Raw genomic sequence first — 15175 nt, forward strand, 5'->3', positions numbered from 1 at the left:
GTTTTGAAGGTTGGTGGCGGCGCATGGTCGCGCTGCCGAGGGCATGCTACGGCAAACGCATTTCTTTGCCAAGGGCCGGGTGCATACGCTAGACTGCGGGCACTCTAAACGTCGAAATCACCGCCCATGAAGATCCGCCGCTGCGCCGTGCTGTACATCGAATCCCGCGAAAACCTGTCCATCGACTGGCGCGCCGTGCTGGCCGGCGGCAGCGCGCTGGCGGCGAATATGCAGTGGGTGGCAATGGCGCCGCATCTCGATCAGGAATTGAATATCAACGCTGCCGAACTGGCGGCCTTGGGCGCGGCCAGCCAGACGGTCTGGAGCGAACGCGCGGAAGTAGAGCAGCGTCACGGTGCGGATTGCATCGCGCGCTTGCTGGAACTGGGTTTGCTGCTCAGCGACGACGAAACACACACGGCCGCGCGTGAGCGCGACGAAACGCTGCGTGCCACGCACTGGCGTCCGCTGTCGGCGCTGGCCCACACGTTTGGCCGCTGGCGTGAAGTCAGCAGCGAGAACGGCATGGAAGCGCCGAGCTTCCAGTCGCTGCTGGAACAATTCGGCGAACCGCCGCCGCCAACGCTGGACTTGCCGGCCGACGGTGCGCTCAAGCTGCCGGTCGCTGCCGCTGGCCGCATGGATGAACAACTGCTGCAACGCTACACCGGCCGCAATTTTGACTTGCAAGCCAGCGTGCCGCTGGACGTGGCAGCGCGCTTGCTGCACCGCGCATTCGGCGCGCAGGAAGTGCGCATGGTCGGTCCGCATGCGTCGGTGCTGAAGAAGACCAGTCCGTCCGGCGGTGGCCTGCATCCGATTGAAGCGTTTGTGCTGGTGCAGCGCGTGGACGGCGTGGCGCCGGGCTTGTATCACTACCATCCGATTGAACATGAACTGCGTCCGCTGCGCAGTCTCGGCAGCGCGGAAGCGGCGGCGCTGGCGCGCGAGATCCTGGCCGACCAGCACTGGTTGGCCGATGCGCCCTTGCAGGTGCTGATGGTGGGCCGCATGGAACGCAGTTTCTGGAAGTACCGCAATCACCAGAAGGCCTACCGCGCGCTGGCGCTGGATGCCGGCCATCTGTCGCAGACCTTTTATCTGCTGGCATCGGAGGCCGGCATGCCGGCTTTCGTTACCGCCGCCATCAACGATGCCGACATCGAGAAGATGCTGGGACTGGACCACTTGCGCCACGCGGTGGTGGCGGTGTGCGGCTGCGGCCCGGCCAGCAAGGGCGAGCGTACCACGGTGGAATTACGCTACGGCGAGACCGACGCGATCTGACCAGCAGGCGGGCCATCCAGCGCCCGTACACCGTCCAGCACCAGTTCCAGCGCGGCGTCAAATGCCGCCAGTTCTTCCTCGCATTGCGCGCGGCGCGGCGACAGCAGCAGTTGTTCCAACTCCCCTGCAGCGCGGTGCAGTTCCTGCATTGACAGGTTGCCGGCAGCGCCACGTACCTTGTGCACCAGCAGCGTGGCCTGGTCGTAGGTGCCGCTTTCCATTGCGCTCAGCAGGCGCTGCGGCGTGCTGTCGAAATCGAGCAGGAAGCGGTCCAGCAAAGCGTTCAGCAACTGGCGATTGCCGCCCAGCCGCACCAGTACTTCCGGGATGTCAACGCCGGGCAGGGCCGCGATAGCGTCGTCCAATGCGGCGGGCGCGCCGGCTTGGTCAGCCGCAGCCGCAGCCGGTGCAACAGCGGCGGCGGCCGGACTGGCCACGCCGGTCATCGCGCGCGCGGCCGCTGCTAGCACTGCCGTGCGGCGCAGCTGGCCGGCCAGCACCGTGAACAAACGCTCCGGATCGATCGGCTTGGTGACGTAATCGTTCATGCCCATGCCCAGGCTGCTCTCACGGAAGCCGGCCACCGCGTGCGCCGTCATGGCGATCAGCGGCAGCTGCGCGTGCTGCGGCTTGCTGCGGATGCGGGCCGCCGCTTCGTAACCATCCATGCCTGGCATCTGGATATCCATCAGCACTGCGTCGAACGGATTCTGGTCCACCATCAGCACCGCCTCGGCGCCGCTGCCGGCCAGTTCCACCAGTACGCCAGCGCGCAGCAGCACTTCGCGCGCCACCTGCTGGTTGATGACATTGTCGTCCACCACCAGCACGCGCATGCCGGCAATGCGCTGCGCCATATCCGATGGTTTTGGCTGGACCGCGTACGCCGGATGCGCCGGCAGCGCTAGCCCGAGTCCGACCAGCATCGCTTCCCGCAGCTGTTGCGGATGCAGCGGCTTGACCAGCGTGGCGGCAATGCCTGCCTGCTCGGCGGCCAGCTCCGCCGCTTCGCGCGAGAACTCGGTCATGGCCAGTACCAGCGGCAGTTGTGCGTGGGCAGCGTCGGCGTGGATGCGGCGCGCCGTTTCACCGCCGTTCATCACCGGCAAGTCCCAGTCCAGCAGTACCAGGTCGGCCGGCTGGCGTGCCAGATAATCGAGCGCCGCCGCGCCGCTGTTGACCAGATGGACGTCGAAACCATCATGGCGCAGCTGGCGCTCCAGCATATCGCGCAGCATGGCGTTGTTGTTGACCACGAGGATGCGCTTGCCCACAGCTTGTTCCGGCAGCGCTTGCGGCGCCGGCGCCTGGTGCTGACGTTGCAGCGCCAGTTCGAAATAGAAGCGGCTGCCGAGGCCCGGCTGGCTGTCGATGGCGATCACGCCGCCCATGGCTTGCACCAACTGCTGTGAAATCGCCAGGCCCAGGCCGGTGCCGCCGTACAGGCGTGTGGTACTGGTGTCGGCTTGCGAGAAGGCGCGGAACAGGCGCGCCTGCTGCTCTTCGCTGATGCCGACGCCGGTGTCTTCGACGATGAAGCGCAGCCGCACCGGCGCAGCATCGGCATCGATCAATTCCACCCGCAGGCCAATGTGGCCGCTCGCGGTAAATTTCAACGCATTGCCGACCAGGTTGACCAGCACTTGATTTAAGCGCAGTGGATCGCCGACCAGCCGCAGCGGCACATCCGGCGTGGCCCATGCCAGCAGCTCCAGCCCTTTTTCCGCCGCGCGCCAGGAGAACAGATCGGCCAGTTGATCCAGCGTCTCGCCGAGGTCGAACGGTACGGCTTCCAGCTCCAGCTTGCCCGATTCGATTTTGGCGAAGTCCAGCACGTCGTCGATGATGCTGAGCAGGTTCTGTCCTGCGCGGCCAATCTTGGTGAAGTAGTCGCGCGGCTTGGCCGGCAGCTCAAGATGCGTACCCAGGCCGGCAAAGCCGAGAATCGCATTCATCGGCGTGCGGATTTCGTGGCTGATGTTGGCCAGGAATTCGCTCTTGGCGCGGGTTGAGGCTTCCGCTTCGGCGCGGGCGCGCTGGATGGCGCTGATGGCGCTGGCTTTCTGAAAGGCCGACACGAACGGCTCCTTCAGCGCCTTGAACATCTCCAGGTCCTTGCGCGCAAACGGCGTGCTTTGTTTGAACACCAGGTAGCCTTGCACCTGCTGCATTTGCTGCTCTACGCGGATGCGGATCGCCAGCATGGTGCTTTGTTTAAGGTACATATCAGGCGCCACCACGGTCGATGCATCGACAAACTGCGATTGCGCCGCCGCCAGCGACATGCCGGCGCGCGCCGACGGCAGCGCGTCGTGGCCCCAGCTGGCGCGGATGGCCAGCGGGCCGCCCGGAGCTTCGCAGATCAGCGCATAGGCCACGCCCACTTCGCCAATCGCGCTCGATTCGCGCAAGATGGTGTGCAGCAGGGCGTCGAAGTCCAGCTCGTCGTTGATGGATTTGACGATGGCATGCACGCGCTCAAGGTGCAGGGTGCGCGAATACACTTGCTGCTGCAGGTTGCGCACGCGCCAGCGGTACAAGGCAAAAGTACCTGCCATCAGGGCCAGTGCCGCGCCCAGGCGCGCCCACCACGTCTGATACCACGCCGGCAAGAAGTGCAGCACCATGCTCAGTTCGTGCGGACTCCAGGCGCCATCGCGATTACTGCCGCGCATCAACAGGCGATAGTGACCGGGCGGTACGTTGGCGTAGGTGGCGATGCGGCGACTGGCGTCGGCTTCGACCCAGTCCTTGTCATAGCCTTCCAGCTTGAAGGCGTAGCGGTTGCGCTGGCTGGAGGAAAAGTCCAGCGAGGCTACTTCGATTTCGACTTTGCGAGTGCCGGGCGGGATGGCCAGCGCCGGTGCGCCCGGCGCCAGCAGTGACGCGGGCGCGACCGCATCGCGGTCCAGCCGCACCGAGCTGACCACCAGCGGTGGCTGGTAATGCCATGGTTTGGGCGGCTCGGGACGTACCACGGCGTAGCCGCCCGAGGTGCCGAACACGATGTCGGATTGCGCCGTCACGCCGACCGCGCCGACGATGTAGGGCTGGAACACCAGACCGGCAGCGCGGTCCAGCACCTGTACTTGCAGCGAGGCCGGGTCGATCACGGCAATGCCGTCGGAACTGGAGGCCCACATGCGGCCGTTCTGGTCGGGATGCAGGGCGGCGACGGTGTTGCTCGGCAGACCGATGGTCATGTTCAGCCGCAGGAAGCGGCGCGAGCCGTCTTCAGCGCGGCCATCGAGAATGCCGATGCCGTCGCCGATGCTGCCAACCCACAGCCGGCCCTTGCGGTCGAAGGCCATGCTGGTGATGACGCCGCGCGGCAGCGCATGGGCGTGCACTGGATCCGGCAGGATTTGCTCGGCCTTGCCGCTGGCTGGATCAAAACGATTCAGGCCGTTGCGGGTGCCGACCCAGATGGCGCCATCGTCGGCGGCGCGCAGGGCGGTGATGCGGTTGTCGCTGAGTCCGCCGGCGGCGGCCTGGCTTTGGCCGTAGACCTGGGCGCTGCGGCTGCGCAAGTCATAGCGCATCAGGCCGTTCGGTACGGCCAGCCATAGAATCTCGCCCTGGCGCACGATGGCGCCGATGCGCGGATACGGATCGCCCAGCGGCAGCGCCACGCGGTTGACGCGGCTGCCTTTGGCGCTGGTGTGGTACAGGCCGAGCGCGGTGGCGATCCAGGCTTCCTGCGGTTCGGCCTCGGTCATGCCGAGGATCAGGCGCTTGGGCAGGGCGCTGTCGGGCTGGTTCGGATCGGGACGCAAACCGGCGCTGCGGTTGCCGTCGGGCGCGATCAGGTCGATGCCCTGGTCGCCCAGCGCTACCCATAAGCGCCCGCCGCTGTCGCTCATGAAGGCGAAGGCGGAAATCTCGGCCAGGCCAACGCCGTCGAGGATGGTGTCGACACTGTGATTGGCGGGGTTATGGATATCGACCCCGCGTTCGTTGGCTACCCACACTAGGCCGCTGCGGTCGCGCCAGATGGCGGCCACGCGGTCATGCGCCAGGCTGACCGGCATGGCCGGGCGGTGCACGATACGGCGGCCATGGCCGCTGGTATCGAACTCGATCACGCCGCCGCCGTAGGTGCCGGCCCACCAGGTGCCGGGCACGGTTTCGGCCAGCGACAGCACCATGGCGCTGGCCGCGTCCTTGACCTGGTCGAGCGCCAGCAAGCGCGCGCCGTCGCCCGCGTGGGCCACGCCGACGCCGCTTTTCAATGTGCCGAACACCACTTCACCGGCGCGGCTGCTGGCCAGCGACAACACGGCGTCGCCGGCGCCGCTGCCATTGAGGAAGGGTAGATCTTCGACCTGGCCGCTGGCAGCGTCGCGCCGCGACAGACCAGCGTTGGAGCCGATCCACAAGGCGCCGGCCGGATCGATGGCCAGCGAACGGATCTGGTTGGCGCGCGCGCCGCCGGCGGCGCTGGCGTCGCGCGGATAGTGGCGCACTACGCCGCCGCGGGCTGTGTCAATGTAGTCGAGGCCGGCAGCGGTGCCGACCCAGATGCCGCCGTTGGCGTCGCTGGTCAGCGCGCTGATCACCGGACTGCTCAGGCCCTTGGGGCCGGCAGGGTAGCGCACGAAATATTCGTTGTGCTTGTCGTACATGGCGACGCCGCCGGTGGTGGTGCCCAGCCACAGGCGGCCCCAGCGGTCAACGTGCAGGGTTTGTACGAAATCGGCGGGCAGCGAGTGTGCGTCTTCAGCGCTGAAGAAGAAATTGCGCATGCGGTAGCCGTCCCAGCGGCCGAGGCCGGACTGGGTGGCAAACCACAGGAAGCCGTCGCCATCCTGGGCGATGCTCATGGTGATCGGATTCGGGAAGCCGCGTTCGGCCGGCACCAGGTGCTCGAACATGGTGGGCGCCAGTTTTTGCCACGGCGTCGGCGCGGCGACGGCCAGCAGCGGTGCTAGCGCCAAGGCGGCCACCAGGTTGCGGCCAGCTACAGTAAAGAAGGAATCGCGCACAAATAACCGTATAAGAGCACCCATGCCCAATGGCAATGGTTCTTGCGTCTGGAAGGATACGGAATAGTTGGTCTACTGTCTATTTATTACGTCAAGTTGTGCACGCTTGCGCACAGCGATTGACAAAAAATATTTACCGGAATATATTTTGAGCTCGCAATTGGAATCGTTTCCAATTTGTTCGGAGTGTGGATAAGGAGACATAATGAAAAAACAGAAATTCGTTTTGTCCGCTGTTGCTGCCAGCCTTGCGCTGGCCTACGGCATGCCGGCAGCAGCCAGCGTCACCAGCCCTGTCATCGGCGCTTTGCTGTGGTCGGAAGAGTTCAACGGCACGTCGCTCAACACCAGTTTGTGGACCGCATTCGATGGTAATGGCTGCCAGATTAACCTGTGCGGCTATGGCAACCAGGAGCTGGAATACTACAGTCCGAACAACCTGTCTATCGTCAACGTGCCGTTTGAAACGGCCACGCGGGCGCTGGCGATCCAGGCGCGCAGCCAGACGGTGGGTAGCAACGTCTTCACATCGGGCAAAATCGACTCCTTTAATAAAGTGCAAGTGCAGTACGGCATGGTGGAAATCCGCATGGCCTCGCCAGCGCTGGGCGTGGGCCTGTGGCCAGCCGCGTGGATGCTGGGCGTGAGCCCGCAAGCGTGGCCGCGCAAGGGCGAGATCGACATCATGGAAGCAGGGCACAAGGCCAGCAGCCGCGCGGCCGCGGGCACGCCAACGCCTGCTATTGATAATTTTGTCGGCTCGAATGTCATCACCTGGCAGCAGGCGGCCTGCGTGACGGGTAACGAAAGCTGCGCCGCCTCGACCGCGTGGCAGACCAAGAACTGGTACGTGCCGTCGCAATCGTTTGCCAACCGTTTCGTGATCTACCGTTTCTACTGGACCGAATCGCAGATGCGTTTCACCGTGATCGACAATGGCCTCGAGTACGACATGTACAACAGCACGTTGCCGGTGAACTCGACCGCGCTGCAGGCGCCGTTCTACTTGCTGTTCAATTTGGCCGTGGGCGGCAACTTTACCGACGCGGCGACGCCGGCGCAGGTGACAGCGCCGCTGCCGGGCACCATGTACGTCGACTATGTGCGCGTCTACCAGCTGGACGGCAAGGGCTCGGTCAAGCTGGGCAACCAGACCCCGGCGGAAGTGGGCAAGTTCGGCGTGTACACAGACACCACGGCAGTCAACAACAAGCTGGATGCGGGCAATACGTCGGATGTGTTCGTGTGGAATACCGGATCGACCTCGGCTGGGACGATTCCGGCGTATGAGGGCGCGAATGCGCTGTCGTGGAGTTTCAATACGCCGGGCTCGTGGTTTGGCGGTAGCGTCGAATCGCGGCAGGCGCGCGATATGAGCGGCTTCCGCAATGGGAATATGAAGCTGAAGATCAAGATTCCTGCCAACGTGGCGTTCACGGTCGGCATTCAGGATACGTACACTAACCAGAACGCTGTGAAGTTCCCGGCCAACACCACCACCTACGGGCTGGTGCGCAATGGCGACTGGGGCACGGCGACCATCCCGATTGCCGACCTGGCAGGATCGAAAGTGGCGTTGCAATCGATGCTGGATTTGTTCCAGGTGGCCAGCGATGGCGCGGCGTTGCCGCAGTCGGCGTTCCAGATGTCGTTTGATGACATCATCTGGGATAGTGGCGTGCCGGTTCCTATGCCAACACCGACGCCAACTCCAACTCCAACACCGACTCCAACGCCAACGCCAACGCCAACGCCAACGCCAACGCCAACGCCAACGCCAACGCCAACGCCAACACCGACGCCAACGCCGGCTCCAGCAGTCTCGCAAACCAGCTCAACGATGTTGAAGTTCACCGTCAACACCTCAAGCTGGGCGGACGTGCACTACACGGTCAACAACGGTGGCCAGCTGAACGTGAGGATGACGCAAGCGAGCGGGGTCAACAGCTACACCGCAAGCGGGCTGAAGGCAGGTGACGTGGTGCGCTACAACTTCACCTACTGGGACACCACCAACAACTACGCCGTCGACACCGCCCAGCAAAGCTACACCATGCAATAAACTCCGGGGTCAGGTCCTCCATTCGAGCATGAGCTCGTGTAGAAATGGGGGACCTGACCCCGGAGTTAGGGGGCGATGCTGGTTGTCAGCGGGTGGGCGGCGCGGGCGGCCTGGAGTTTGACCTTCTCCTGCCACTCGGCCGCCGTTTTCACGTGGCCGGCGCGGTCCCACGCGGCGCCGATGTAGTAGCGTAGCGGTTTGCCGGATTCCACCGGCGCGACGATCAGCTCGTTGAGCGGATCTTCCGTTATCCCGCTCGCCGCTGGCAGCACGATGGCGGTGCCGAAGGCGCCCTTGGTCGCTTGCGTGACCCACTGCGTCAGCGCCACGCCATCACGGCCGACGGCGATTTTCTCGTCCTGATTCTTGTCAGCCGGTTTCTTGTTCAGGCCAACCGCGACCGTCAGCTGCGATGGGCCGCTGAAGGTGAAGGTGCTATCCATCGTATCGAAGTCCTGGCCGGCATCCACCGTGAAGCGCTTGACTTCACTCACTTTGACGCCCGCCGCATCCCAGCTGTCGTAATTCAGTTCGAACACCGTGCGGATCGGACCGTTGGCCAGCACTTTCCATGACGCGTAGTTGCGGCCTACGTACAGCTGTTTGCCATCCCACACGCCGGTGCCGCCCGCGCCGCGCGATTTGCCGACGTTGTACATGTCCATGCCTTCGCCCTCGTCGTGGTGGTAGTGGTCATGGCCCTTGTTGTACCAGCGGTCGACTATGGGATAGCTGACGCGCTTGAACCAGATGTCCAATCCGCTCGTCACCAGCACTTCCTTGCCGACACCCGCCGCGTCCGGCGCCGCCAGCGCCGGGCCGTAGGTGCGGTGGCCGACGTGGTCGTTTTCCCAAGCGAAGTCATCGAGGCGTTCTGGCACGTAGCGGGCGAAGGTCTGCGCCGCGAAGGGCTGGGTCACGGCCTCGGTTTTTTCGACCGTGAAGACAGCTTGTTTTTCACCGGCCGCAAAGCTGTGCTGGAAGTACAGCTCGCCGTACGCGACGCCGATCCCTTGAGGATCCTTGGCCTGCGGTTTCACATTGCTGACCTGATAGGGCAGCATATTGCCCTTGCCGTCCTTGATTGCAATCTTCTGGATCAGCGCGCCCGGCAGCACACGGTTGATCTCGCTCCACGGGATGGCGATGGTTTCCGATGGCCGCGCTAAATCGAGGTCGTTGCTGACGGTGATGTGGGCCAGTTCGGCCGCGTGCAGCGAGCCGGCTGCCAGCAGCGCGGCGATGGGCAACAGGGTGGTGCGCATGCGAGTCCTCTTATTCATGGCTGTAGTTGGTGGCGCCAGCATCTTTCGGCACGTAGTGATATGTGCGCAGACGGGTCTGGATGTCGATCTTCGGATTGTTAATCAGCTTGATCATCTCGGCGCCGGCCAGCAGGGCCGGGCCATAGCCGTGCAGCGCGTCGACGCTGGTCGGACGGTTGTAGTAGTAGATCTGGTCGCTGGCGAAGGTGGTGCCGACGCACGTGCCTTCCACTTGGCCGCGCGCGTTGATGCGGGTCGACAGGCCAACCCAGCCAGCCTGTGCGATTGAGCCGTAAGTCGCGGCGCTAACCCAGCCTTCATTGACGGCGTGCGCGATCACGTAGGTGAAGATGGCGCTGGCCGAAGTTTCCAGATACGAATCGTGACGGTCGATCATCTGGTGCCACAGGCCTTCGCCCGATTGCTGCTCGGCGATGCCGCGCAGCGCCACGCGTAGCTGCGCCAGCACTTTCGGATAGCCGGGATGCTCTTTCGGCAGCACGTCCAGCAAATCGCTCATGGTCAGCACGGCCCAGCCGTTGGCGCGCGCCCAGTAGAAGCGCGGCGCGTCCGGGTTGTTGGCGTTCCAGCCGTGGGTGTACAGGCCGTTTTGCGGATTGAACAGGTAGCCGGTCATCTGCAGCACGTTCTTGACGGCGTCATCGTAGTATTCGCGCTTGCCGGTCAGGTGGCCCATCTCGGCCAGCGCCGGCACGCCCATATACATATCGTCGGCCCACAGCGAGACGGCTTGCGGACGCTCGCGCGCCAAGGTGCCGTCTTTCAGGCGGAATTGTTTTTTATAGACCCAATTGCTGCACACATCGATGAATTGGCCCATGTCCGGACCGACCTTGGCGAAGCGGGCGCGGATCATGGCAGCGCACATGGAGCCGGCGTCATCCAGCGAGCGCGGTTCCAGCACACGCGCGAAGCTGTTGTTGCGCTTCAGGTGGAACAGCTCTTCCTGCGCTTTGAAGTAGGGCAGCTTGTCGCGCATGAACTGGAAGTGGCGTTCGGTCATGGCGGTGAATTTCTTGTCACCGGTGACGGCGGCAGCCTTGATCAGGCCCGCATGCACTACGCCCATTTCGTAGACCTGGATGCCCCATTCGGCGCTGCTCGGCTCGACGACAGCATCGGCTACCGGCTGGCTGAAGTCGGTGATCTGCAGGCCGCTGTCCTTGTGGATCACGCGGGTCGGCGTGGTGGCTTCCATGTAGCTGCGGATGCGGTCCAGTGTGGCAGTGATTTCTGCCACCACCGGTTTTTTGTAGGGCACGGTGTACGTGCCTTCGCCAGCGTCGTAGACGCTTTTGTTATCGGGATTGCGGTAGGGACCGTCTGCGTAAGCAGGCAGGGTTAGCAGGGAGGCGGCGACAGCCGCGAGCAGGGCGGAAGGGGAGGTCACAGGTTTCGTCTCTTATTGTTAAACGTTTATTTGGTCAGACCATTCTAGATTGGTCCGGCCACTTTTGCAATCCGGACAGGCCACTTTTGTGGAGCTGGAAAAACCTTGCGAGAAAGTGAAGAAAGCGCGCCAATCTGTCGCCCTAATCAACAGAGGATGGGAGTACAATCAATTGGAACGGTCGTGCTTTTTAACCGGCAGAACAATAAGGAGACAGCATGGATTTGACTTACACGGCTGCGGATCTGGCGTTTCGCGACATGGTGCGGGGCTTCCTCGACATCAACTTGCCGAGCGACCTGCAAAAGAAAGTCCGCAACCATTTGCGCTTGAGCCGCCAGGATTACGTGCGCTGGCACCAGATCGTCGCCCGCCAGGGCTGGGCTGCGCCCGGTTGGCCAGTGGAGCATGGCGGCACCGGCTGGAGCGCCACCCAGCGCCACATCTGGGAAGAAGAGTGCGCGCGCGCCGGCACGCCACCGATTTTGCCGTTCGGCGTGAATATGGTGGCGCCGGTGATCATGGCCTTCGGCAACGAGGCGCAAAAAGCCCACTACCTGCCGCGCATTCTGCATTGCGACGACTGGTGGTGCCAAGGCTACTCCGAGCCGGGCTCGGGCTCCGACCTGGCATCGCTGAAAACCACGGCTGAACGCGACGGCGACCACTACATCGTCAACGGCCAGAAAACCTGGACCACGCTGGCCCAGCACGCCGATATGATTTTTTGTCTGGTGCGCACCGACAGCACCGTGCGCAAGCAGGAGGGCATCTCCTTCCTGCTGATCGACATGAAAACGCCGGGCATCACCGTGCGCCCCATCATCATGCTGGATGAGGACCACGAGGTGAACGAAGTCTTCTTCGACAACGTCAAAGTGCCGCTGCAAAACCTGATCGGGCAGGAAAACAAGGGCTGGACTTATGCCAAATACCTGCTGGGCCATGAGCGCACCGGCATTGCGGCGGTTGGCCGCTCCAAGCGCGAGCTGCTGTTCCTGAAGAAAATCGCCTCCGAACACTTCAAGCATGGCAAGCCGCTGATGCAGGATCCGCTGTACGCGGCCAAAGTGGCCAGCCTCGAAATCGAACTGATGGCGTTGGAGACCACGGTGCTGCGCGTGCTGACGCGCGAATCGCATGCGCCGGGGCCGGAAGCGTCGCTGCTGAAAGTGCGCGGTTCGGAAATCCAGCAGCAGCTGACCGAGCTGATGGTCGAAGCGCTGGGGCCGGATGCCTTGCCGTTCGACACCGACTATCTCGAAGGTAAAGCCGACCATGCTGTTACCGGCGACGACGCGGCTGCGCCGCTGGCCGGCTACTACTTCAACTTCCGCAAGACCTCGATCTACGGCGGTTCGAACGAGATTCAAAAAAACATCATCACCCAGATGATCCTGGGGCTGTAAGGGAGCGGCGATGGATTTCAATTTCAAGGAAGAACAGCAGCAATTTGCCGACGCCCTGCGCCGCTGGGTGGACAAGGATTACGGCTTCGACGTGCGCCAGCGTACCGTGCACTCGGCCAGCGGCATGTCGGACGTGGCGTGGGATACGCTGGTGGAGCTGGGCATGACGGCCTTGCCGATACCGGAAGCGCAAGGCGGCTTCAGCGGCACGGCGGTCGACATGCTGGTGGTAATGCAGGAGCTGGGGCGCGGGCTGGTGGTTGAGCCGTACTTTGCCACCGTGTGGGGCGCCAAGTTCCTGCAACTGGCAGGTAACCAGCATCATCGCCTGGAAGATGTAGCCAAAGGCGAGTTAAAACTGGCTTGCGCGCTGGGTGAAAAGCATGCGCGGCATGACCTGGCGGACATCAAAACCATCGCCAGTATCAACGGCGAAGGCTACCGTATCGACGGCACCAAGACGGTGGTGATCCATGGTGGACAAGCTGGCGCGCTGATCGTCTCGGCGCGTAGCGCGGGCACCCAGCGTGACACCAACGGCATCAGCCTGTTTGTGGTGCCGGTCGACACCCCGGGCGTGGTCATCCGCGACTACCGCACGATAGACGGCCAGCGGGCGGCGACGGTGCAATTCAACCACGTGGCGGTGCCGGCTTCCTCGCTGCTGGGCAAGATGGGCGGTGGCTGGGATTTGCTGGAAGAGGCCGCCGACTATGGCGTCAGCCTGCTGTGTGCGGAAGCGGTGGGCGCGATGGACGCCATTTTTAACGCCACGCTGGAATACCTGAAAACCCGCAAGCAGTTCGGGCTGGCGATCGGCAGCTTCCAGGCCTTGCAGCACCGGATGGCGGACATGTACATCCATCTGGAGCAAGCACGGTCCATGGCGATGCTGGTGGCAGCGCGCATGTCGTGCGATACGGAGGAGCGGCGCCGGGTGGCGTCGGCGGCGAAAGTGCGGGTCGGCCAGGCGGCCAAGTTCATCGGTCAGCAGGCGGTGCAGTTGCACGGTGGCATGGGCGTAACGGATGAATTACCAGCCGCCCACCACTTCAAGCGCCTGACCATGATCGACCTGACCTTGGGCGACGTCGATCACCATCTCGAACGCTTCACCGCCCAGCGTAGTTTCCAGCAGCACTCTTAATTAACTGCAATTCAGGGTCAGCTCTGTCATTTGGACAGGCCGAGTTAATATTTGAGGAATATCAAAACGCTCCTCAAATATTCCTGATTCAAAATATCCGGATTTCACCTCAGCGCTTGTTCTCACAGGGAAAATATGCCGGACAATGGCATAACTGCGCCATTTTTTGGTTCGCTACGGTCAGAAGAATTTAAATAAACGTATTGATATTTATCAAAGGCTGTTTATCACTGTCCAAATGACAGAGCTGACCCTGAATTTATGTTGAGATTTAATTGTCCAAACTAATGCAATACCGGTTGCGGCCGGTTTGTTTGGCGCGGTAGAGATTGGCATCGGCGAGGCGGATGGCGGGGCTGGGGTCGGTGCTGTCGGAGGGCGGCAGCAAGGTTGCCAAGCCCATGCTGAGCGTGACTTGCGGTGCGCTCGGTGAGGTGGCGTGCGGAATTGCCAGTTTGCGGACTTCTTCCAGCATGCGGTTGGCGACCACTTCCGTGCCTTCCGCCCCTTCCTGGGGCAGCAGCAGGATGAATTCTTCGCCGCCGTAGCGCGCAAGCAGATCCTGCGGACGGGCCGCGCAGCGCTTCATGGCAGCACTGATTTGTTGCAAACAGGCATCCCCCGCCTGGTGGCCGTAGTGGTCGTTGTACAGTTTGAAATGGTCGATGTCGATCATGATCACCGACAGCGGCAAACCCGCGCGCGCGCAGCGGCGCCATTCGGCGTCCACCGTGTCGTTGAAATTGCGGCGGTTGGCGACGCCGGTCAGGCCGTCGGTCATGCTCAGCTCGCGCATGAGGTCGGCTTGGCGCTTGATGGTCAGCTGGCTGCGCACCCGCGCCCGCACCACTGCCACATTGAACGGCTTGCTGATGAAATCGACCGCACCGCCATCCAGCGCCCGCGTCTCGTCCTCCGGCTGGCTCAGGGCCGTCACGAAAATCACCGGGATGTCCTGCAGTCGCGGCGAGGCGCGCAAGGCTGCCACTACCGCGTAACCATCCATGCCGGGCATGACGGCGTCCAGCAGGATCAAGTCTGGCTGTTGTTCAAGTGCAATTTGCAGCGCCTGCTCGCCGTCCAGCGCGAACAGGACCTCGTGCTCTTCACGCAGTGCATGGTGCAGGATCTGGATGTTCTCCATGGCGTCGTCCACCACCAGTATGCGTCCATTCCTGGCCAGGTCGGTCCAGCTCATGCACTTTCCTTTCGCTGCAGCATTTCTTCTACCATCTGGCGCGCAACCTTGAAGTTGAGGGTTTCCACTGCTTCACCCAGCGCTTGCGCTTGCCCGGCCGAGGCCAGGGCCGGACGCAAGGCCCGGAAGTGTTCTAATGCTTTCAGATTGTTATTCTGAAGCAAACTTTGCAACTCCGCCAGCTTTTGCTCCAGGTCTGGCGTGTCGGTGTTGCTCTCCGCCATCTCGTGACGCGGCGCAGCCAGGTTGCGCGCGGTGCGGGTGACCAGCTCCAGGGCTTGTTCCAGCCGGTTGAGGGCGGCAGGCAGGGCCAGGGTGTCGGCCGCCGGGTCGTGCAAGACGGCTTCGGCGGCGGCGGTCAGGCGGGCGACGTCGGCCGCGCCGAGGTTGGCAGCGACACCGCGCAGCTTG

9 protein-coding genes and 1 pseudogene are annotated in these 15175 nt (G+C 63.1%); 5 read left to right on the forward strand and 5 right to left on the reverse strand.

The window, feature by feature from the left end; all coding sequences use genetic code 11:
- Positions 1-126: 126 nt before the first annotated feature.
- The gene (locus GTP46_RS27855; RefSeq protein ID WP_161009892.1) at positions 127-1287 is read left to right on the forward strand and encodes a putative peptide maturation dehydrogenase; all 1161 of its coding nucleotides are present in this window, start codon (positions 127-129) and stop codon (positions 1285-1287) included.
- Here the strand turns inward: GTP46_RS27855 and GTP46_RS27860 are convergent.
- The gene (locus tag GTP46_RS27860) at positions 1263-6296 is read right to left on the reverse strand and encodes a response regulator (RefSeq protein ID WP_161009893.1); all 5034 of its coding nucleotides are present in this window, start codon (positions 6294-6296) and stop codon (positions 1263-1265) included. The genes GTP46_RS27855 and GTP46_RS27860 overlap by 25 nt on opposite strands.
- A gap of 181 nt (positions 6297-6477) precedes the next feature.
- On the opposite strand from GTP46_RS27860, the gene GTP46_RS27865 reads away from it, so the two are divergent.
- Positions 6478-8334, forward strand: coding sequence for a glycoside hydrolase family 16 protein (locus tag GTP46_RS27865; RefSeq protein ID WP_161009894.1), 1857 nt, complete (start codon positions 6478-6480; stop codon positions 8332-8334).
- Between the two features lie 65 nt (positions 8335-8399).
- On the opposite strand, the gene GTP46_RS27870 is transcribed toward GTP46_RS27865, so the two are convergent.
- Entirely contained in the window at positions 8400-9599 is a 1200-nt protein-coding gene (locus GTP46_RS27870) for a BT3233 family polysaccharide utilization protein (RefSeq protein ID WP_161009895.1), read from the reverse strand.
- Here GTP46_RS27870 and GTP46_RS30440 point away from each other — a divergent pair.
- Positions 9523-9693: pseudogene (locus GTP46_RS30440) on the forward strand (hypothetical protein); the annotation flags it as partial. The gene GTP46_RS27870 and the pseudogene GTP46_RS30440 overlap by 77 nt on opposite strands.
- Here GTP46_RS30440 and GTP46_RS27875 read toward each other — a convergent pair.
- Positions 9610-11010 (reverse strand): glycoside hydrolase family 88/105 protein, encoded by a 1401-nt coding sequence (locus GTP46_RS27875; RefSeq protein ID WP_161009896.1) that lies wholly within the window; start codon positions 11008-11010, stop codon positions 9610-9612. The pseudogene GTP46_RS30440 and the gene GTP46_RS27875 overlap by 84 nt on opposite strands.
- 218 nt (positions 11011-11228) lie before the next feature.
- On the opposite strand from GTP46_RS27875, the gene GTP46_RS27880 reads away from it, so the two are divergent.
- Together GTP46_RS27880 and GTP46_RS27885 are read left to right on the forward strand one after the other, a co-directional pair.
- Positions 11229-12419, forward strand: coding sequence for an acyl-CoA dehydrogenase family protein (locus GTP46_RS27880; protein ID WP_161009897.1), 1191 nt, complete (start codon positions 11229-11231; stop codon positions 12417-12419).
- A gap of 10 nt (positions 12420-12429) precedes the next feature.
- A complete protein-coding gene (locus tag GTP46_RS27885) occupies positions 12430-13566 on the forward strand; it encodes an acyl-CoA dehydrogenase family protein (RefSeq protein WP_161009898.1) in 1137 nt (378 codons plus the stop codon).
- Positions 13567-13837: 271 nt separating this feature from the next.
- Here the strand turns inward: GTP46_RS27885 and GTP46_RS27890 are convergent, their stop codons facing one another.
- Together GTP46_RS27890 and GTP46_RS27895 are read right to left on the reverse strand one after the other, a co-directional pair.
- On the reverse strand, positions 13838-14764 hold the full coding sequence (locus GTP46_RS27890; protein WP_161009899.1) for a diguanylate cyclase domain-containing protein: 927 nt from the start codon (positions 14762-14764) through the stop codon (positions 13838-13840).
- Positions 14761-15175: hypothetical protein (locus GTP46_RS27895; RefSeq protein WP_161009900.1), on the reverse strand; the 415-nt coding region annotated here is incomplete at its 5' end. The genes GTP46_RS27890 and GTP46_RS27895, both read right to left, overlap by 4 nt.

It is taken from the genome of Duganella flavida (assembly GCF_009857445.1).
Lineage (GTDB): Bacteria > Pseudomonadota > Gammaproteobacteria > Burkholderiales > Burkholderiaceae_D > Rugamonas > Rugamonas flavida.

Excerpts from the sequence above, each read along its gene's own strand:
- GTP46_RS27855 (WP_161009892.1), top strand. The coding sequence starts at position 127 with ATGAAGATCCGCCGCTGCGCCGTGCTGTACATCGAATCCCGCGAAAAC.
- GTP46_RS27890 (WP_161009899.1), bottom strand. The coding sequence starts at position 14,764 with ATGAGCTGGACCGACCTGGCCAGGAATGGACGCATACTGGTGGTGGAC.
- GTP46_RS27860 (WP_161009893.1), bottom strand. The coding sequence starts at position 6,296 with ATGGGTGCTCTTATACGGTTATTTGTGCGCGATTCCTTCTTTACTGTA.
- GTP46_RS27880 (WP_161009897.1), top strand. The coding sequence starts at position 11,229 with ATGGATTTGACTTACACGGCTGCGGATCTGGCGTTTCGCGACATGGTG.
- GTP46_RS27870 (WP_161009895.1), bottom strand. The coding sequence starts at position 9,599 with ATGCGCACCACCCTGTTGCCCATCGCCGCGCTGCTGGCAGCCGGCTCG.
- GTP46_RS27885 (WP_161009898.1), top strand. The coding sequence starts at position 12,430 with ATGGATTTCAATTTCAAGGAAGAACAGCAGCAATTTGCCGACGCCCTG.
- GTP46_RS27865 (WP_161009894.1), top strand. The coding sequence starts at position 6,478 with ATGAAAAAACAGAAATTCGTTTTGTCCGCTGTTGCTGCCAGCCTTGCG.